Origin of the sequence: Sporosarcina newyorkensis, assembly GCF_900167515.1 — a bacterium.
Taxonomy (GTDB): Bacteria; Bacillota; Bacilli; order Bacillales_A; family Planococcaceae; genus Sporosarcina; species Sporosarcina newyorkensis.
Map to the genome: position 1 here is coordinate 201,639 of NZ_FUYJ01000005.1, position 20,562 is coordinate 222,200.

Annotated in this window: 18 protein-coding genes and 1 riboswitch; of the genes, 14 read left to right on the forward strand and 4 right to left on the reverse strand. The window is 41.4% G+C overall.

Annotated elements, in window-relative coordinates; translation table 11 throughout:
* The first annotated feature begins 87 nt into the window (after positions 1 to 87).
* From B5D59_RS11430 to paiA, 5 genes are all read left to right on the forward strand, one after another.
* Complete coding sequence (locus B5D59_RS11430) at positions 88 to 1,155, forward strand: aldo/keto reductase (protein WP_078818036.1); 1,068 nt, start codon at positions 88 to 90, stop codon at positions 1,153 to 1,155.
* A gap of 1,149 nt (positions 1,156 to 2,304) precedes the next feature.
* Positions 2,305 to 2,769, forward strand: coding sequence for a MarR family winged helix-turn-helix transcriptional regulator (locus B5D59_RS11435; protein WP_078818037.1), 465 nt, complete (start codon positions 2,305 to 2,307; stop codon positions 2,767 to 2,769).
* A gap of 241 nt (positions 2,770 to 3,010) precedes the next feature.
* Complete coding sequence (locus tag B5D59_RS11440; RefSeq protein ID WP_078818038.1) at positions 3,011 to 3,970, forward strand: NAD(P)H-dependent flavin oxidoreductase; 960 nt, start codon at positions 3,011 to 3,013, stop codon at positions 3,968 to 3,970.
* A gap of 39 nt (positions 3,971 to 4,009) precedes the next feature.
* Complete coding sequence (locus B5D59_RS11445) at positions 4,010 to 5,542, forward strand: AMP-binding protein (RefSeq protein WP_078818039.1); 1,533 nt, start codon at positions 4,010 to 4,012, stop codon at positions 5,540 to 5,542.
* Between the two features lie 433 nt (positions 5,543 to 5,975).
* Positions 5,976 to 6,494, forward strand: a complete 519-nt coding sequence (gene paiA, locus B5D59_RS11450; protein WP_078818040.1) for a spermidine/spermine N(1)-acetyltransferase — start codon at positions 5,976 to 5,978, stop codon at positions 6,492 to 6,494.
* 445 nt (positions 6,495 to 6,939) lie between these two features.
* Here paiA and B5D59_RS11455 read toward each other — a convergent pair whose 3' ends face one another.
* The 4 genes from B5D59_RS11455 to B5D59_RS11470 all read right to left on the reverse strand — a co-directional run bounded on the left by B5D59_RS11455 (position 6,940) and on the right by B5D59_RS11470 (position 11,646).
* Positions 6,940 to 7,602, reverse strand: coding sequence for a hypothetical protein (locus B5D59_RS11455; protein WP_078818041.1), 663 nt, complete (start codon positions 7,600 to 7,602; stop codon positions 6,940 to 6,942).
* Positions 7,603 to 7,645: 43 nt separating this feature from the next.
* Complete coding sequence (locus B5D59_RS11460) at positions 7,646 to 9,157, reverse strand: BCCT family transporter (protein WP_078818042.1); 1,512 nt, start codon at positions 9,155 to 9,157, stop codon at positions 7,646 to 7,648.
* Positions 9,158 to 9,531: 374 nt separating this feature from the next.
* A complete protein-coding gene (locus B5D59_RS11465; RefSeq protein WP_078818043.1) occupies positions 9,532 to 11,094 on the reverse strand; it encodes a flotillin lipid rafts scaffold protein FloT in 1,563 nt (520 codons plus the stop codon).
* Between the two features lie 18 nt (positions 11,095 to 11,112).
* Entirely contained in the window at positions 11,113 to 11,646 is a 534-nt protein-coding gene (locus B5D59_RS11470; RefSeq protein WP_176132563.1) for an NfeD family membrane protein, read from the reverse strand.
* Between the two features lie 286 nt (positions 11,647 to 11,932).
* Between B5D59_RS11470 and B5D59_RS11475 the strand changes: the two genes are divergently transcribed.
* The 9 genes from B5D59_RS11475 (at position 11,933) to B5D59_RS18045 (ending at position 20,539) form a co-directional block, all read left to right on the forward strand.
* Positions 11,933 to 12,169 (forward strand): glutaredoxin family protein, encoded by a 237-nt coding sequence (locus B5D59_RS11475; RefSeq protein WP_078818044.1) that lies wholly within the window; start codon positions 11,933 to 11,935, stop codon positions 12,167 to 12,169.
* A 219-nt stretch (positions 12,170 to 12,388) separates the two neighbouring features.
* The gene (locus B5D59_RS11480; protein ID WP_078818079.1) at positions 12,389 to 12,691 is read left to right on the forward strand and encodes a rhodanese-like domain-containing protein; all 303 of its coding nucleotides are present in this window, start codon (positions 12,389 to 12,391) and stop codon (positions 12,689 to 12,691) included.
* 166 nt (positions 12,692 to 12,857) lie between these two features.
* The gene (locus tag B5D59_RS11485; RefSeq protein ID WP_078818045.1) at positions 12,858 to 13,718 is read left to right on the forward strand and encodes a DUF72 domain-containing protein; all 861 of its coding nucleotides are present in this window, start codon (positions 12,858 to 12,860) and stop codon (positions 13,716 to 13,718) included.
* A complete protein-coding gene (locus B5D59_RS11490) occupies positions 13,718 to 14,542 on the forward strand; it encodes a sulfite exporter TauE/SafE family protein (protein WP_009498117.1) in 825 nt (274 codons plus the stop codon). The genes B5D59_RS11485 and B5D59_RS11490 overlap by 1 nt, the downstream gene beginning before the upstream one ends.
* A complete protein-coding gene (locus B5D59_RS11495) occupies positions 14,539 to 15,927 on the forward strand; it encodes a bifunctional metallophosphatase/5'-nucleotidase (protein WP_078818046.1) in 1,389 nt (462 codons plus the stop codon). The genes B5D59_RS11490 and B5D59_RS11495 overlap by 4 nt, the downstream gene beginning before the upstream one ends.
* Before the next feature lie 46 nt (positions 15,928 to 15,973).
* The gene (gene yunB, locus B5D59_RS11500; protein WP_009498115.1) at positions 15,974 to 16,741 is read left to right on the forward strand and encodes a sporulation protein YunB; all 768 of its coding nucleotides are present in this window, start codon (positions 15,974 to 15,976) and stop codon (positions 16,739 to 16,741) included.
* Between the two features lie 55 nt (positions 16,742 to 16,796).
* Positions 16,797 to 16,971: riboswitch (Lysine riboswitch) on the forward strand.
* A gap of 180 nt (positions 16,972 to 17,151) precedes the next feature.
* Entirely contained in the window at positions 17,152 to 18,720 is a 1,569-nt protein-coding gene (locus tag B5D59_RS11505; RefSeq protein WP_078818047.1) for a Na+/H+ antiporter NhaC family protein, read from the forward strand.
* A gap of 163 nt (positions 18,721 to 18,883) precedes the next feature.
* Positions 18,884 to 20,404 (forward strand): sodium-dependent transporter, encoded by a 1,521-nt coding sequence (locus tag B5D59_RS11510; protein WP_078818048.1) that lies wholly within the window; start codon positions 18,884 to 18,886, stop codon positions 20,402 to 20,404.
* Positions 20,405 to 20,539: a methionine/alanine import family NSS transporter small subunit gene (locus B5D59_RS18045; protein ID WP_245799508.1), complete on the forward strand. Its 135-nt coding sequence runs from the start codon at positions 20,405 to 20,407 to the stop codon at positions 20,537 to 20,539.
* Positions 20,540 to 20,562 lie beyond the last annotated feature (23 nt).

Below are 20,562 nucleotides of genomic sequence, written 5' to 3' on the forward strand. Positions count from 1 at the left end.
TGCTTTTGTAAATTCTCCTCATAAATGATTGATTCACATATTTGAAGGGAAAAGGATAGTAGAGCATTAGAGATAGGAGAGGATCGTATGGAATATATCAATTTGGGAAAATCGGGTCTGAGAGTGCCTAAATATATTTTAGGTACCATTCCTTTCAGTGGAACAAACGGATTTGAAGCTGCGGGAAACGTTCAGGGCGAGCAAGCCAGAAAAATGGTGGATATTTGCTTGGAAGCTGGAATCAATATGTTTGATACCGCAAACCTGTATTCAAAAGGAGATGCAGAAAAAGTTCTTGGCGAAGCTATAGCAGGCCGCAGGGATCAAGTGCTTTTAACATCAAAAACCGGTTTCCCATTAGGGGATAATCCGAATTCCGTTGGTGCGTCTCGCATTAATATCGAGCAATCCATTGACCAGACGCTCAAGCGCTTAGGAACCGATTATCTGGATCTATACTTTGTCCATCTGTGGGACGGGCGTACGCCGGTAGAGGAAACGGTTGCAGCGATGACGGATTTGGTTAAATCAGGAAAGATCCGTTATTGGGGCGTTTCCAATTACAGCGGATGGGCGCTTGCCAGAACCTTTACGATTGCAGAGCAACCCGGCTACATACCGCCGATTTGCCAACAGATCTATTATACACCGGAGGCCCGGGAAGCAGAATATGAACTGCTGCCTGCCGGGAGTGAATTAGGGATTGGTTCGATGATCTGGAGTCCGCTCGGTGAGGGCTTGTTTAACGGAAAAATCAGCCGCGATAAACGCGCGCCAAAAAATACTCGTCAGGGCGGAGGTTGGTCAGAGCCTTGGGTGAAGAATGAAGAAAGGCTTTATAGAGTCATTGATGCACTTCAGGAAGTAGCGGATAACCGTGGCTTGACGGTTCCGCAGATTGCGCTTGCCTGGGTGAAAGATCGTCCAAATGTCGGCCCGGTCGTTATTGCTGCCCGAAATGAGGAGCAGCTTCGCGAAAATATTGATTCGTACGAAATTGAACTATCAAAGGATGAGCATGATAAAATTGAATCGGTTGCACGTCCGGAACCGTACTATCCGTTATGGCACCGTGCAATGAATTCAATTGCTAACAGTTCACCGTCTGAAATAACGTACCTTCAGGGATATAGAAAATCCCTGGAGCTGGATTAAGGAAATGTTTCAAAAAAGAGACTGGGACAAAAGGATTCAAAACGATAAAAAGCCGAACGTTTACAAAACATTCAAACATAGTTTTGTAAAATAGTTCGGTTTTTTCTATGCAAAGAAACTGCAAACTTGGAGCTGCTTAAGGGATTTCCACTACGGGCAGGGACGCTTTCCGCGAGGCGCAGGTGAGCCTCCTCGTCCGCTTCGCTTCCTACGGGGTCTCACCATTTGCGCTACATCCCGCAGGAAAAGCCGTGACGAAGAAAGGCTTTTGCGAGCATAAGCGAAGCGTTGGGAGCATATCTTTGCCTTTCGCCCTGCCCTCCGCTCCAATCCCAATTTATTGTTTACAAGGCAGTTTGATGGCAATCTTACATAATTGAAAACCCCAAAATACGGAGTAAGCACCGAGTTTCTATGCTTCAAAATTGAACATAGGTAAACTTTCTGTATTCAGGGCCAAGACAACTGTCCTACCGAACAAAATGTAGGATTTGCCCGGAAGGCAGGGCGACTCCGGGAGGATTAGCGTGTGTCTTGAGACCCTGGACTGAGCGAAAGCCGTAGTGAAGGACGGCTTTTGCGAGTAAAAGCGAATCGTTAGGAGCACGTGCTGTATAATTTCTGCAAAGAAGCGCAGAAATTATACAAATCGAACCCTTCGCTGTTCGATTGGCTCAAGCCACGCCCTGTCCCGGCCTGGAGGGCAAATCCCTAACCGCACACTAAGTAACCCGAACCTTTTTGGGTTTTTTATGATCGTTCGTCTTTCATTATGAACAAATTAGATTTGTCCCAGCCTCTTTTGATATGTTTATAAAACGTCTAGCAAGGTGGTAGTGGATAGACAAATCAATATCAATAAAGCGTCGAAGTTTTTATCCGGCTGTTAAAGGAGCAAAGTAAACTAAAAATAAGCGCTGAATAGGAAGTATGTCGTAATAATAAGAGATAACAGTAATTGTAATCAAAAAGAAAAGTGGTAAGTAATATGTTTGATTTATAGAATGATGATACAATTAAGGCATCATAAGATCGGCGGTATCTGAGCTTCATTATAAGGAGGAAATATGTCTGAACTGTATGACACACGTGTAATGCTCTTAAACCGATTATATAGATAAATTGATTTGTAAGGAAGGAGTACACCTCATGAAACATAACCTCGATCAAACTAAAGCAGATCATATCATCCAAATTTGTGCCTGTGCGAACCTTCGAATGGTTTCGGGATCTCTTACGCAGCTGTACAATAAGCTTTTGAAGCCTACGGGATTAAAAATCACTCAATACTACATGCTTGGAAATATTTATCGTTATCCATACATTTCAATAAGTAAGTTGGGGGAAATCATGTTGCTGGATCAAACTACAGTGACTCGCAACTTGAATATTTTAAAGGAGTCTGCTTATGTGGACATCAAGAGGGCTGAGCATGATTCCAGAACAAAAGTTGTTGCGATAACAGAATTAGGTTATGAAAAATTAAATAATGCTACTCCCATATGGTCACAAGTACAAGGTGAAATTGAAGACTCTATCGGTAAAGATGAGTATAGGGATTTATTAAGCAAACTAGAGGAATTGCAGCAAGTAATAGATCAGTATGAAAGTTGAAACAGCGAGAATAGAAGGGAACATCGTAAGAGTTATTTTATAAATTGATTGACAATTCGTGATAAACAGTTACAATACATGTATATACATGCATTGTAAGATTGCTTATACAACGTAGTTGTTTTCAAGGAAATGTACATACGCTGATAAGAGTCAGAGTAAATTGTGAAGAACTCCTGTCATCTTGAAAACAGCTACTATAAAGTTGTTTGAAAGCGCTTACGTGAAAAGGAGAGTTAATATGATGAATTTACAAGAATTGAAGAAAAGTATGAGAATCCCCGTAATTGGATCGCCTATGTTTATTATTAGTAATCCGAAGCTTGTGATTGAGCAATGTAAAGCTGGAATTATCGGCTCTATGCCGGCTCTAAATGCAAGGCCATCCTCTCAATTTGATGAGTGGCTTGCAGAAATCACGGAAGAATTAGCAGAATATAATACGAAAAATCCTGATCGTCCGGCAGCACCTTTTGCAATCAACCAAATTGTTCATCGGTCCAATGAGAGACTGGAAGAGGATATGGAAACTTGTAAAAAGTATAAAGTGCCGATCATTATTACATCGCTCGGTGCAAGAGAAGATGTATACCAGGCAGCACATAGTTACGGTGGTGTCGTGTTACATGATGTGATCAATAATATGTTTGCGAAAAAAGCGATTGAAAAAGGGGCAGATGGTTTAATTGCAGTAGCGGCAGGCGCAGGAGGGCATGCGGGACCAAAAAGTCCATTTGCACTTATTCAAGAAATTCGTGATTGGTTCGATGGTCCGCTGGCACTTGCAGGTTCAATTGCAACCGGAGGCAGCATTTTAGCGGCAGAAGCGATAGGTGCTGATTTTGCATACATCGGCTCACCATTTATTGCTACTGAAGAAGCGAGAGCTGTTGAAGAATATAAGCAAGCGATTGTAAAGGCGAATTCCGATGACATTGTTTACAGCAACTATTTCACAGGAGTGCACGGGAATTATTTAGCACCGTCCATTCGAGCTTCAGGATTGGATCCAGATAACTTGCCTGAAAGTGACCCGACCAAGATGAATTTTGGAGGAGACGCTGGACAAAAAGCATGGAAAGATATTTGGGGCTGCGGACAAGGAATCGGTGTGATTGACCAAGTGCAGTCGACAAAGGATTATGTTGCACAATTAGAAGAACAATATAACGAAGCCAAAGAAAGGCTAGTAAGACAATAGATTAAAAAGAAAGTACTAAAATCATAGAGGAGTGAAACAATGCAACCTATGTTATTTAGTGATCCAATTAAATTAAATGCAGCGCGGTACCAAGACAGAGAAGCTATAACATTTAAAGGACTGCAATTTACTTACCGGGAATTCAACGAGAGAATTAATCAACTGGCTCATGCACTGCAAGATATCGGAGTTGATAAAGGAGATAAAGTGGCATTCATGCTGATGAATTGCCACCAATTATTTGAAGTGATATTTGCTTGCGGGAAAATAGGCGCCGTTTATGTACCAATCAACTCTCGATTTGTCGGTCCAGAAATTCAACATGTCCTGGATGACTCTGAATCTGTCATCCTAGTATTAGACTCACGCTTTATTAATGAAGTAGTTCCTTTCATTGAAAAGTATAGAACAGCAAAACAATTTATCACGGTAGGAATAGATGAACAAGCTGAGTTTTTCAACTATGAAAATTGGATCTCTGCATTCTCGAAGGAGGAACCTGTACCTTCGTCACCCCTTAATGAATTAGATACTCTCTCCATCATGTATACGGGCGGGACAACCGGTTATCCGAAGGGAGCAGTGCGTTCTCATCGCAGCATGTACTTAGTCAGTTTATTGTTCAGTATTGAATTTAACATAGGCAGACTTGGAAAAGGGTTAGCAACTGGCCCTTTATATGGCGCGGCCGCTTTAAGTATTTCGCTACCTAATCTATTCGTAGGAAACAGCGTTCACATTTTGGAGAAATTCCATCCGGTGGAAGTATTGAAGGCTATTGAGCAAGAGAAGACGACTACTACATTTTTAGCACCACCTATGTTAGAAGCAATCTTTTCATTGCCTGAAGAGATCTTGCATCAATTTGACGTCACTTCATTAAAATCATTAATTTCAGTTGGCGCACCTTTACATACGAGCACGAAGGAAAAGGTGTTTGAGTATTTTCGTACAGTTGAATTGAATGAATTTTATGGAGCCACCGAGTTAGGCGGTGCCGCTAATTTATTCCCGGAAATGCAGATGGAAAAGGATCGATCGGTTGGAGTGCCGATGTTAGGAATGGAAATTGAATTACTTAATGACGAGGGGGAACAGGTGCAAGTGAATGAAGCAGGGGAATTCTTTGTCAAAGGAATTACTTTATGCGATGAATACTATCAAAGACCAGAAGCGAACAAAGAGTCGTTTAAGGGTGAGTGGCTCAGTTTAGGCGATGTAGGGCTTCAAGACGAAGATGGATATTACTATATCGTGGACCGAAAACAAGATATGATCTTATCCGGTGCAATCAATGTCTATCCCGCGGAGATTGAAGGTGTACTGCATGAACATCCTAAAGTGGAAGACGCTGCAGTGATCGGGATTCCGGATGAAAAATGGGGAGAAGTACCATTGGCAGCAATTGTGCTGCGCAAGGGTGAACAAGCCGAGAAAGAAGAAATTATTGAATTTTGTAATGGCAGATTAGCGAAGTTTAAAATACCGTATCACATTGATTTTGTAGAGGAATTACCGCGGAGTTTGCAAGGGAAATTATTAAAGTTCCAAATACGGAAAAAGTATGAGTGAAACAGAGCCACTCATACAGAAATATGCAAACAAAAAGAAGTGCTATTTCGTACTCTGGTTTTCATACGTCTTAACTAGTTTTTTAAAGGTCTAAATAAAGTGAAAAAACTGAGTTTGCCGATAATGTGCAAACTCAGTTTTTTATTAGAGAAGCCATTCTTCGAGATATAATAGATGGTATTTATATGCCTGTGCTCATGAAGGGAGAATTTTGGGGATTTTTTATAAAGAAAAAGATAGAATCGTATTACTGAATAATGAAATAATGATATGATGTTAATAGAACAGGACGGTAAATGATAGTGGTCGGTGATTAGAATATTATCCTCGGCTCAATTCGTTAATTCAAAGTGTTTTCATCTTGTATTGAATTAAAGATGGGTCCATTTCGGGATTAATTGGCACTATCTTATCATAGAAGGAGAGGAATCAGATGTCTGTAGTTATCAATGAATGTACAATTGAGGATATACATACTCTTCAAGAAATCAGTTATAACACCTTTTATGAGACTTTTTCTCATATGAACTCGGAAAAAAACATGAAAACCTATTTGGAAAAAGCCTTTAATACAAAGAGGTTAGAAAAAGAAGTTTTAACTCCCTTTTCAAAATTTTATTTTCTATATTGGGATGAGAAGCTCGCAGGTTATTTGAAAATAAATGTCAATGAAGCTCAAACAGAAGAAATGGGTAAAGAAGCGTTGGAAATTGAACGGATTTATATTAATAAAGAATTTCAAAAAAAGGGACTTGGAAAATTTCTTTTAAATAAGGGAATTGAACTTGCGAAGGACCAAGGTAAAAAGAATGTATGGTTAGGTGTGTGGGAAAACAATCTAGGGGCAATTCAGTTTTATCAAAAGATGGGGTTTGTTAAAACAGGCGCTCACTCTTTCTATATGGGAGATGAACAACAAACAGACTTTATTATGATGAAAACAATTGAGTGACCAACGCGAATGATGCGGTCTGGCTAGTATGTTTTTCTTGAAAATTAATAAACGATTGCTGTGCGAAAATAATGCTTAGTGTAAAATTTGGTAAAAGAGTAAGTATGGAACAAAGCTTATTTTCTTACCGGAATTATTTCAATCTAAATACGAGCGACATACAAATGATTACAGTTGAAATGGTAAAGCGAATCAAACAAGTTACCATGGAACTGAATAACCTTCGCATGTATTCCTTCCAGTGACTCCACAAGAGAATACGATAAAAGAGCAAACCAATATGAATTGGTTTGCTCTTTTAAAGTTACATCTGAACTTAACAGCGTATTTGGAACAAGTCTTGTAAAACAAACGCCTTTTCTTTGGCTGAAAACGTCGAGGTTCTTCGGTTTCCATCTGCCATAACAATAGGTCGCGCCCACATCAGATTGCTATGTGTCCCGCATTAGTCCTTCACGTTTTTCACATAACTCCACTTTTCATTGTCGGTTAATATGTTCATTTTCACTTCAAGATTGCCACCTAAATAAACATTCTGCCCTTTTATGGAAACAACCATTGCTTGCATGACAGGATCACTATCATTTCTTTGATATACATCGCCGATTTTAGGTATATATGTTTCCGGTAAATCGGTTTCTGCCTGTTGTGATTCCTGGTTCTCAATCATTTCGCTATCTGGATTTTGAAAGTCGATAATCGTCGCGCCCTCCTCAAGTCCAGGCACCATTACCCAGTATTCATCATGTCTGATTCCATTTGACTGATTACTAATCACGCCATTTCTTTCAACTGACGATACGATTTCGATGGCGTTGAGATAGTGATGATCCATCGAATCAGGTTTTGGATTGATCACTAAAATGTAATCACCCACTTTCGCTTTGACATTTTTATCTAGTGTATAACGTTTATGAGTGTAAACGAAACTATCTAAGTGTTTAGGTTTATAAAAATCAATATCTTTCGCTGTAGAAAGTTGTTGTTCAAAATCTTGCAGGCGAATGAGGTGAATGGACCGTTTGAAAAATGTCTTTACAGAATACACTTTATGCAATTGATTTTGATAATAAACAAATTGGCCTTTACGAACGTTTACTAACTTCATTTATAATCCCGCCTTACTAAAAGTATTGTTAAGCCGTTCCCAATCACTCGGTACGTTTGATTGTTTTGTAAAACGATATGACCATTAGAATGAGAATAATGGAAAAAGGGAGTGCTGCAATAATGAGCATGTTTTGAAAACCGTCAAGTCCGCCAGAGTACATGACAATTGCAGCCATCGCTGAAAGTATCAGTCCCCAAATAATTTTCACAAAATTTGATGGGTTAAGTTGTCCACCTGTACTAAACATACCGAGTACAAATGTAGCTGAATCGGCAGATGTAATAAAAAATATCGCAATTACAATTATCGTCAAAAAAGATAGTATCATGCCTATTGGATAATATTCAAACATTCCGAATGTCACGGTTTCCGTAGCCAATTTGGAGAGTTTAGCAATGCCGTGTTGTTCTAAATTCAATGCGGACCCACCAAAAACAGCGAAAAAAATAAATGTCACGAGTGTAGGGGCGATTAATACACCAATAATAAATTGTTTGATTGTACGCCCTTTTGATACACGAGCAATAAACATCCCGACAAATGGTGCCCATGATATCCACCATGCCCAATAGAAGATAGTCCAGTCGTTAATCCATTCCCTCTGACCTTCGTTTATCGGTTTTAATTCGAAACTCATTTGAATAAAGTTATTTATATAATTTCCAATTGTCGTTACAAACATGTTTATAATATACATTGTTGGTCCTACGATAAATAATGCGCACAATAGTATGATCGCGAGCCACATATTAATCGAACTTAAGTATTTGATGCCGTTGCCAATACCTGACCATGCAGATATGATGAAAATGACAGTGGCTACAACTAATATAATGAGTTGAAACCAAAAAGCTTTTGGCGCGTTGAATAAAAATGTTAACCCACTGTTGATTTGAGCCGAGCCAAAACCAAGCGTGGATGCAACACCCACAACTGTTGCAAAAATAGCAAGTGTATCGACTAATTGTCCGGTTGAACCACGCATCACTTTCTTTCCGAATAACGGTTCTAGTGTTGCGCTAATTAACCCCGGAGCACCGACACGAAATTTAAAATAAGCGAAGACAAGTGCGACTACAGCATATAATCCCCAACCGTGGAATCCCCAATGTAGGGAAGTATATTGAAGAGATTCTAAAATTGCTTGCTCTGAACCTGGCACCACATTTGGTGATTTAATGAAAGCATGCGAGATAGTTTCTGCTGTCGAAAAGAACATAAGCCCAATTCCCATGCCAGCACTAAATAACATCGCAAACCAAGCAGGCAAACTGAAATCGGGTTCATCATCATCTTTCCCCAGCTTAATATTACCAAAACGTGAGAACATCATATAAATACAAAAACTAATCATTGCAATGATGACAACCATATAAAACCAACCAAATTGATTGTAAATAAAACCAGTAACAGACGCGGTTAATTCATTTAAATGGTCAGGGGCAAGAGATCCCCAAAGTACAATTGCAATACATATGACAACGGCATACCAGAATACGTTTGTAATATGCAATAAGATCCCCCCATTCTTTCCTATGAATAGGATGGGCATTTTTATCGGTGGCCATTCATTTAGATTTAAATGAACTTGTCCACGTATTCTTAAGTGTTGCGACTGCCACATTTATATAAATCGACAAACTCAAAAAAAATCGGCTTACCTGTCAAACTGTTTAAAGTGAATTTCTCGGTTACAATTGCAGAGTGATCCTCTGTATGAAGTATGTCCTAATCATATAAAAAGTCTGTGAAAATTGAGTTAATTAAATAGGTTAGGAAGACAAAATCGATCAAAAAGAAAATAAGGTCCACGAATTTAGTTAAGTAGTTTTTCAATCAATTTTACATCTCCATCTGAAGGAACATATTAAGAACACAAAAAATCCGAAGCGCTTGATAAAAGCACTTCGGATTTTCTTCCTTACATTATCTTTCAGTTTCATCAGTCGCCGCAATTTCACTCGTTTTCGATTCAATAGGGTCTGGCTTTGTACGAATCACTTCATTCGTCAGCTCCTCAATACTTGAACGAATATTTCCTTTGCCTGAATAATTTTCCAGCATCTCTTTCACGTCGATACCAGAAGAAGCTTTAAGTGTCTCTTGCAACGTAGACATTAGATCTGTCGCATAGGAAGTGACTTTATTGGCACCGCCGCCTTCACCGCCACCTGTATCCACAACAGTGATTTTGTCGATATTGCCTAGTGGACTTGCGACTTCTCTTGCGTATTCAGGCAGCATTCTGACAATCATATCAAGCACAGCAGCTTGCCCGTACTGTTCAAAGGCTTCTGCAATTTTGCGTTTTGCTTCGGCCTCTGCAAGACCTTTCAGTCGGATGATGTCGGCTTCTGATTCACCTTGCGCACGTTGGGAATCTGCTTTAGCCATACCATCGAGTCGAACTTTTTCGGCATCGGCTTTGGCACGTGCTTCAATACGGTACTTTTCTGCATCTGCCTCCGCTAATTGTCTTGATTTTTCAGCTTCGGCATTTTGCTCGATTGCGTAGCGGTCCGCGTCCGCTTTTTTCTTCACTTCGGAGTCATATTGCTTCTCACGACGTAAAATTTCTTTTTCTTCCAATTCGATTTGTTTCTGACGTTCAATAATTTGAATTTGCATTTCTTGCTCCGTTACTTCTTGTTTGGAGCGAGCGGTTTGCAATTCATACGCTTGGTCAGCACGTGCTTTTGCGACGTCTTGCTCACGGCGGTATTCTGCAACTTTTAATTGGTTTTCTTTTTCAGCTTCGGCAATTTCCGTCGCACGTTCAATTTCCGCTTTTTGTGCTTCTTTAGATGCTTCAGCGTTTTTAATGCGTGTTTCCTTTTCTGCTTCAACCGTTGCAATGTCTGCATCACGTCTGACTTGCGCAATACGCGGCTTACCGAGTGAATCAAGATAGCCGTTTTTATCACGCACGTCTTTAATGGTGAAGGAAACAATAACAAGGCCCATCTTGGCAAGGTCTTGAGAAGCGACACGTTGAACTTCTTGTGAGAACTTATCGCGATTCTTGTAAATTTCCTCTACTGTCATAGAACCTAAGATGGAACGAAGATGACCTTCCAATACTTCCTTTGCTTCATTCTCACGATCGGCTTTTGATTTTCCTAAAAATTGCTCTGCAGCCGTCGCAATTTCAGATATGGAACCACCGATTTTAATGATTGCCGTTCCGTCCGCCATAACCGGAACGCCTTGTTCGGTATAGACTTCAGGTGTGGTGACTTCCAGCTTGCTTGATAATAAACTAAGCGGTTCGGCTTGTTGGAAAACCGGGAAGACAAATGTACCTCCACCCCGAATAATCTTAATTCGATTTCCTGATTCATCTGTATGCACATTTTTCGAACCTAAATAACTTCCTGTCACAATCAATGCTTCGTCTGGTCCAACTGTACGGTATTTCAGAACATATACACCAATAACAGCTAGTAACACAAACGCTACGATTCCTATTGCAATTAATCCAAAACCCATTCTGATTTCCCCCTTTACTTATTTGAAGCGGAATGGCTCATACTCTTTTACGAAAAATGTTCCATTTTCCTCTTCGATTAATAATACTTCTTTTCCATACTCAATGGCTTCATTCTCATAACCGGCAGCACGTTTCGCTAAATTGCCATTCACCGTTTCGATAATGATCTCGCCATATCCGTCTACTGGGATCGGAACAATGACTTTGCCAACAAGACCTGTAAGTGATTGATCTGTGTAGGCAAGCGAAACTTCGGCAGATCTGAGCGGAACTAAAACGAAGAAATAGAGTAAGAAGTCTAAAACAATAGCAACGACTGCCGCAATGAGTAAGATGCTCCCACTATTTAATGATGTCATAAGTTCTAATAGATATGCGGTAGCCGAAGTAAATGTTATGAACGCAAGAATGACAGCTGGATCGAGAAATGGGCTTAGTTCACCAACTCCATCAGCTAAATCACTGATCAATACATACACAAGGCTTATGATACCTGCGATGATTAAGATATATAAATATAGCTGTTGAACTTCGATTCCGAACAGCTCCATATCCATCCCTCCATTTCTATATTCTTTCGTATCTTATTCTACGGATAGGTAAATGAAAGGTTTCAATTTTATCAAATTGGTGACTGATAAATTCTATGGCAGGACCTGAAGGGAAGTGGGAGAGGTGAAACGTGCATAAACAAAAACAGACTTTCTCTTACAGCGCAGTTTTTTGATACGTACATTCTACACCGGCAGTCCTAAAAATATGAAAACCGATTAGTTGACCGTATACGGATAGGGGTATATACTATAGATATTAACAAATGAAAAGGGGTTTTTAATTATGACTGTAAAAGCAACGGTTTATGTTTCGTCGACTTGTCCTTACTGTACGATGATGACAAATTATTTAGATGAAATTCATGTGCCTTATGAAACGATCAATGTGACGATAGATCCGGCAGCTGGTCAGCGCCTGGTGGAAATGACAGGGCAAATGGGTGTGCCGCAAACGCAGTTAAACGGTAAATGGATATTAGGGTATGATCCGGCAAGTGTTCATGCTGCATTAGACGCATGAAACGAATGAAGCAACTCTTCACATGCAAAACATGTACGGTTCAAACAGCGGAAGAAATGGAAAAGAAATTTTTTCCTCGATTTTGCATTGGTCATGTAGCGTTCGTCGTGATGGGTGTAATTCTAGTCATTGTGGAATTGACCAACTAAGCAGTGGGGGGAGGAAATTATATTGGGATGGATCATCGCCGTCGCAATTGTCGTATTTTTCATTTGGCGAATGAAGCCCGCTAAAGATATCAGCACCATTTCGACAGATGAATTGAAAGTAATCTTGGGAGATAAAAAAATTCAGTTCATTGACGTGCGCACACCGGCAGAATATAAAGGTAAACATATTAAGGAATTTCAAAATATTCCACTGCACGTATTAAATAGTAAGGTCGCCAGTTTGAAAAAAGAACAGGAAGTTGTAGTCATTTGTCAAAGCGGAATGCGCAGCTCAAAAGCAGCCAGTCAATTGAAAAAGGCAGGATTCACTGTCACCAACGTACGTGGCGGAATGAGCGCATGGCGTGGCTAACTATAACAAACGTTTCGGGCATAAAACCCGGAACGTTTTTTTATGGTTAGAAAATTGCATATGAGCGCTTGCTGCATGTGAAGACCGATAGATTCAAAGTAACGTTTTTTCCGAAAATACATAAGGTATGATACACTATTCTAAAGATTGAAGGAGGGGACTTTCCATGATACACATCGGCTTGACGGGATGGGGAGATCACCCGAGCCTATATAATGAAAAGACGGCAGCAAATAAAAAGCTCCTTGATTATAGTCAACATTTTCCGATTGTGGAGTTGGATTCGACGTTTTATGCAATCCAGTCTGAAAAGATGATGCGAAAGTGGACGGATGAAACGCCCGCTGATTTTCAGTTTATCGTCAAAGCCTATCAAGGGATCACAGGTCATCAGCGTGGTAAGATTCCTTATGATTCAGAAGAAGAGATGTTCTCGTTATTCAAACTATCGATGAGTGCGTTTGTGGAAGCAGGGAAGCTCGCAATGGTGCTCGTACAATTTCCACCTTGGTTTGATTGTCAAAAAGAAAATGTAGAGCGGATTCGCTTCGTGCATGAGCAGTTGCAACCTTTACCGATAGCGGTGGAGTTTCGCCATCAATCTTGGTATTCACCAGCCTATCGCGAGAAGACTCTAGAATTTCTGCGTGGTCTGAATATTATCCATGGCGTCTGCGATGAGCCGCAAGTAGGTGATGGCAGTGTGCCGCTCGTTCCGGTTGCGACGGACTCCAAGGTATTATTGCGTCTTCACGGACGTAACTACAATGGATGGGTCAATACAACGGGAGACAGCAAGGCGTGGAGGAAGGTTCGTTATTTATACGACTATAATGAAGCAGAGCTAGAGGGGTTGCGAAAAGTTGTCCAGACATTGGAGCAGCAAGCGCAAGATGTATATATCATTTTTAATAACAACTCGGGTCAGCATGCAGCAAAGAACGCGAAACAGTTCGCAAACCTTTTCAACATAGAGTATGGTCAGCCGCTCACCAAGCAGTTGGATTTGTTTGAGGAGGATCACTAATGGAATATGCAATCCTGGCATTAATCGGCTTGGCTTCAGGTGTCATCGGCTCCATAGCGGGTCTAGGCGGCGGTACGATTCTTGTGCCTATCACATTGTTCGTCGGTCTGAATCTCGGAATGATTCCAGACATCACTCCGCAAAGCGTAGTTGGTTTGTCCGTCATTATGATGATCGCGAACGGGCTTGGTTCGACGCTTTCTTATATGAAAGTGAAAACGATTGACTATCGCAGTGCCTTTTTATTTTTCATAGCGAGTATACCCGGCATCGTAGTAGGGGCTTGGATCAACAAGAGCTTAAGCATTCAATCATTTAATTTATATTTCGGTATTTTACTGATCGTATTGTCCACCCTGCTACTGACTAGGAAGTACTTGAAGCCAATTCGTTGGTTTGTCGATAACGGCAAAAAGATTTCATTTACCGATCCGCAAGGTGAGACACATCTGTATGGCTATCCAATTTGGTTTGCTGTCTTATTGTCGCTGTTCATCGGTCTGACATCTGGTTTATTCGGAATCGGCGGCGGTACGATGATCGTACCTGCAATGATATTATTGTTCTTATTCCCGCCGCATGTAGCGGTAGCAACGTCGATGCTGATGGTGTTCTTGTCGGCAGTCGTCAATTCGATTTCGCATATTTCACTTGGAAATGTGCCGTGGCTTTACACCATACCAGTTGTCCCGGGAGCATATCTCGGTGGAATGCTAGGCGCTTATTTAAATGGCAAAATGAAATCAGATACATTGGTTTTAGTCATACGTATCATTTTACTCGTCTTTGGATTGCATTCAATCTATGAGGGGATTTGGGGATGACCTATATGAAAGAAACGGTAGCTACGATTCACATTTATCATACCAACGACATACATAGCCATTTCGAAAATTGGCCGCAGATCAGACGTTTTCTGAAGCAACGTAAAGAGCAGGCGGAAGAGGCAGGCGAGGCTTGTTTCATTTTTGATATTGGTGATCATGTTGACCGATCCCATCCTTTTACAGAAGGAACGGACGGCAAGGGCAACGTGAAGTTATTGAATGAAGTAGGATATGATGCCGTGACAATCGGCAATAATGAAGGGATCACCATGTCTAAACAGACGCTTGAAACGTTATATGAAGATGCTCTGTTTGATGTATTGATCTGTAATTTGAAAGAGCTAAATGGAGAGCAGCCAGTTTGGGCAAAGTCTTCTGAAATATTTGAAACAACAGATGGCGTGAGGGTTGGAGTGATCGGAGCCACTGCACCGTACTATGCTTTTTATCGACAGCTTGGCTGGAAAGTGACAGAGCCGCGTAAAGAAATCCGGGAACAGTTAGTTCGTATTCGACAACAAGCAGATCTCGTGGTTTGCTTATCACATTTAGGCATCAATGAAGATCGCCTTCTGGCGGCGGAATATCCGGCATTAGATATTATTTTAGGAGGACATACCCACCATTTATTGAAGGACGGAGAATGGATTGAGGATACATTGCTTGGTGCGGCAGAGAAGTTTGGTCATTACATCGGCCATATCCGAGTCGAGATCGATCGTATGACGAATCAGGTTGTCCATATGGAGGCCGGTGTGTTTCCTACCAATACGATGGAGCAAACAGCAGAAGATGTTGAACAGGTGAATGCCTATCTTTCTGAAGGAGAGGAAGCTTTGCAAGTGCCTGTCTTTTATAACCCTTCCCCGCTGGCTCAGAAGCTGACAGCAGATAGCCCGCTTTCATCCTTTTTCGGACGTGCGCTTTTAGCTTATACACATGCGGAATGTGCACTTTTTAACGCCGGGATTTTCCTTGGAAGTCTAGACGAGGGTTGGGTGACAAGAGGTGATTTACATTCGTTGTTGCCGCATCCGATCAATCCTTGCATCGTACACTTGGACGGTTCGGAATTACTTCAGGTTTATGAACAATCACTTGATCCGAAGTGGACGGAATTGGAAATCAAAGGTTTGGGATTCCGGGGAACATTCATGGGAAGCATGGTTCATGAAAGATTATTCCGCAATCAGGACGGACAATTATTTGCAGGCAACCGGGCAGTGGAGCCTGGCGAAACGTATAGGCTCGCTACATTGGATATGTTTACATTCGGATTTTTCTTTCCTCTATTAAAGGACGTTCCTAAAGAATATATCATGCCTGAGATGATTCGCGATGTCCTAGGCTGGTATGGAAAAAAATATTTTAATGAGAGCTAGTATGTCCGCCTCCTGATTCGCATAATGTGAAGCAGGAGGCGTCGTTTTGCGGTTTTATACGAATCAAAAAAGACCGAGAAAAAGAAGTTATGCGAGAAATTGGCTGAGGTTGATCATTCCGACGATTTTCATAGCAGTCGCCTTATTTTTTTACTCAGTCAATAAACAGCTGACCCCAATCTATACGCAATATGCTGAAAAACAAACGCAGAAAATAGCCAGCCATGTAATCAGCCAAGCGATCAATGCACGATCTACGAGCGTGTATGATATCAATGAAATAATTGAAAATGTGCCGGATGAGACACGAGATACCGTCACGACGAAATTTAATACGGAAATCATCAGTCAGGTTATGGCGGAAGTTCATCAATTGGTTGAAGATCACCTTGAACGTGCAGAAGGTGGCGATCTAGACATGCTGCCGCCGTTAGGTGATTTGGAGTATAATCCTGAAATGATGGCGAAAGAGCAAGGCGTCGTTTTCTTTGTCCCGCTCGGGCAAGCGACCAATATTCCGTTGCTCGGCAACTTGGGTCCGAAAATTCCGATCCGTTTTCATGTCATGGGAAACGTCCACACCGATGTGGAAACGGATATACAGGAATTCGGGATAAATAATGCCTATGTAGAAGTGACCTTGCTGGTGAACGTGAATGTTCAGATTATCGTTCCGCTTGCAACGAGTAAGAGCGTAGTAACGCAGAGAATGCCTGTCGCGATGGGCTTGATCAGAGGAAAAGTTCCGCAAATTTATTCGAAAGGAGAGCAGACGCCGGCACAAATAGAGGTCCCGTTGCAAGAACCGGAATAAAAGGCTATTGTGAACAATGTCGATTATTGCTACACTGTTAAAAGAAGAATATCGAGACTTACGTAGAGGTTGCATTGTTTATAAGTATTTTGCGAGAGAGTGACGTCGATGACCGCAATTGAAAGGAGACAATGCCGAAGTTTGAGAAGGGTCAACTTCTCAGGTTGGGGTCATTTCGAAGAGGAATGATCTTGTCATACAGCGGTAATGTATGGAGCGCTACAACAGCCGGATGATCCGTATCCATTTATCTTGTACATGATGATTGATTCGCAGATGAACTGTTAAGCCGACTCCTACACGTTTGTAACATGTTGGAGTCGGCTTTTTCTCTGTAATAGGCTTTCCCTTCTTCGACTGACCATCTACTTTTCGATACAATCTACCGACTAGAAAGAGGAGGAATTAATATGATTGGAACATGGGTATCCATTTTGCCTCCTGTTATCGCTATCGTGATGGTATTGGTGACGAGGAGAGTATTACTATCGTTAGGAGCTGGGATTGTCACAGCCGCTTTACTCATCGCGGAATTTTCCCCAATGGAAACATTGAAAAATGTTTGGACAGCTATGACGATTTCATTTTGGGATGACGGATTGAATACGTATAATATATTTATTATGTTGTTTTTATTATTGCTTGGTGTCATTACGGCATTTGTCAGCCTGTCCGGCGGCAGTGCGGCCTTTGCGAGATGGGCGGTCACACGAATTCGTACGCAGCGTGGAGCGAAACTGTTGACGATGATTTTGGGAATCGCAATTTTTGTAGATGACTACTTTAACTCTTTAGCGGTTGGACAAATTGCAAGACCGATTACGGATCAGCATAAAATATCTCGTGCAAAACTAGCTTATTTCATTGATTCTACGTCTGCACCGATTTGCGTAGTATCTCCAATTTCAAGTTGGGGGGCATTCTTGATCGGGCAGCTTGCTCTTATACTTGGGACGACAGCCGCTGTTAGCTATTCGCCGTTAACTGCCTTTATTCTGATGGCGCCGATGAATTTCTATGTAATCGCCACATTGTCCATGGTCTTTTTCTTCGCTTGGACGAATAATGATTTCTTTGAAATGAAGAAACATGAAGATCGGGCAGTAAATGAAGGTTTGCTGTATGATCCGGAAAAAGAGATACCAGGTGAGCTGAAAGAAGAGTTTCCTGAACACTCTTATGGGAAAGTTCGCGATCTGGTTGCACCTATCGTGACGTTAATTGTCGTGACGCTTGGAATGATGGTCTATACTGGCTATCAAGAAGCGGGTGTCTTCGATATTTGGGCTATATTCGAAAATACAGATGTGCCGAAATCATTAGTAGTTGGTGGCGTTACAGCTACACTGTTGGCTATGTTCTTATATGTTCTGCAAATGAAAGTGAATAAAACAGCAAGTGTTTCTTGGATGGGCCGTGCATTCATCAGCGGTTTGAAAGCGATGATGCCAGCGATTCTGATTTTGATTTTCGCTTGGGGCTTAACTGAGTTAATTGCTACACTTGATACAGGTCTTTTCCTGTCAACAATGGTAGATCAATTGAATATTCCAGTAGCTTTCTTGCCGGTATTGATATTCATTCTGGCGGGACTGATGGCATTTTCAACGGGAACTTCATGGGGATCGTTTGGAATTCTATTGCCGATCGCCGGCACAATTATGGTCAACGCAGAACCCGAATTATTATTGCCAGCGTTATCTGCAGTTCTTGCTGGGGCGGTTTTCGGAGATCACTGTTCGCCGATTTCCGATACGACAATCCTTTCTTCAACGGGTGCAGGCTGTAATCATATGGATCACGTAGCAACACAATTGCCGTACGCATTGGTGGCTGCTGGCGTGTCAGCACTTGGTTATTTTGTTCTAGGCATGACTGGTTCCGTTTGGATTGGTTTAGTAGCTGTTATTATAGCATTGATAGTATTATTCACGTACTGGACGGCTAAGGGTAAAAAGCGTCAAGCGCAAGTGGCTTAAAAACTTTAGACTAAGAGTGTCAGCAAGATTCACACTCTTAGTCTAAAATTGTTTTGACATCTTTTACTGTCCTGTTTATACTAAATATACAAAACTTAAATTATCGGAAAATAGTGAATGGTGGTAAGTTTTGAACAACAATACACTAAAAGGAGGAAGTAGTATGGAAAATCGTTCGCAGTGGGGAACGAGAGCTGGTTTTATATTAGCGGCAGTGGGTTCGGCAGTCGGGCTTGGTAATATTTGGCGCTTTCCTTATGTCGCATATGAAAATGGCGGCGGGGCATTTTTTATCCCCTATTTGTTCGCGCTATTGACCGCTGGTATTCCGATTTTAATCTTGGAATTCACGATCGGTCATAAATATCGTGGATCGGCACCATTATCTTTTTTCCGTTTGAATGGAAAAAAGACAGAATTTCTAGGTTGGTGGGGGATATTTGTATCCTTTGTCATATCCACTTATTACGCCGTGATTATTGCATGGGCCATGAAGTACACGATTTATTCGTTTAGTTTATCTTGGGGAAAAGACCCTGAGGCTTTCTTCTTTGGGGACGTCTTAAAAATAGCGGATAACCCGGGAGAAGTTGGAGGTTTGGTTGGAGGAGTAGCATTGCCGCTGTTGCTCGTCTGGGCGATTTGTTTTATCATCTTGCTGGGCGGAGTCAAGAAAGGGATCGAGTTGGCGAATCGGATATTTATTCCTGTCCTATTTATACTCTTTTTATTCGTCGTCATTCGTGCGATTACTCTTGACGGAGCGATGGTAGGTTTGGATGCTTTCTTCAAACCGGATATTGATAAGTTATTAAGTCCGCGTGTGTGGGTCGCGGCATATGGACATATTTTCTTTAGTTTATCGATTGCGTTCGCCATCATGATAACGTACTCCAGTTATTTGCCGAAGAAATCGGATATTACAAATAACGCATTCATCACGGGGTTTGCAAACTCTTCAGTTGAATTGCTTGCAGGAATCGGGGTCTTCGCAGTGCTGGGATTCATGGCGACTTCACAGGGTGTGGATGTGGGAGACGTTGCTTCGGCTGGAGTAGGTCTCGCCTTCGTCGTGTTCCCGGAAATCATCAATCAAATGCCAGGAATGAACGGGATATTCGGTGCATTCTTCTTCCTGTCACTTGTGCTCGCCGGTCTGACCTCTCTCATTTCGATATGTGAAACATATATCGCAGGAATGGCGGATAAATTCAATATTTCGAGAAGACGTTCTGTGTTCATTGGTGTCGGACTTTCGGGATTAATCTCTATGCTATATGCGACGAAAGGCGGTTTATACTTCCTCGATGTAGCAGACTACTTTATCAACCAATTCGGAATTGCAGTCATCGGACTTGTAGAAGTCATCTTGCTGGCTTGGGTTTTCAGAAAACTCGGTGTTTTCGAACAACATGCCAATGCGGTGTCTGATATTCGTTTGGGCTGGTGGTGGAAAGTTTCATTGACATTCATTACACCGGTTGTACTTGGAACGATGCTGTTCTTCCTTATTAAAGACAATATCGCTGAAAACTATGAAGGCTATCCTACTTCATTCTTATGGACAATGGGTTGGCCGGTTGCTATCGGTGCATTCGTGATGTCGATTGTTTTCACTTCACTGAAATGGAAAAACAACACGCGTGTTGCTACTGATTACGAAGAAGACAAAGGAGGGCTTTAAATGGATACAGGAATGAGCGACTCTGCTATTCTTATGATGTTAGTCGGTGTGATCATCATCTGGGGTGGTCTGTTTTTAAGCATCTTCTATGCCTCTGTTCTGACTAAATTCAAGAAAAAGTTTAAGGTTGAATAAAAAATACGAAACGTCTGCAGCCA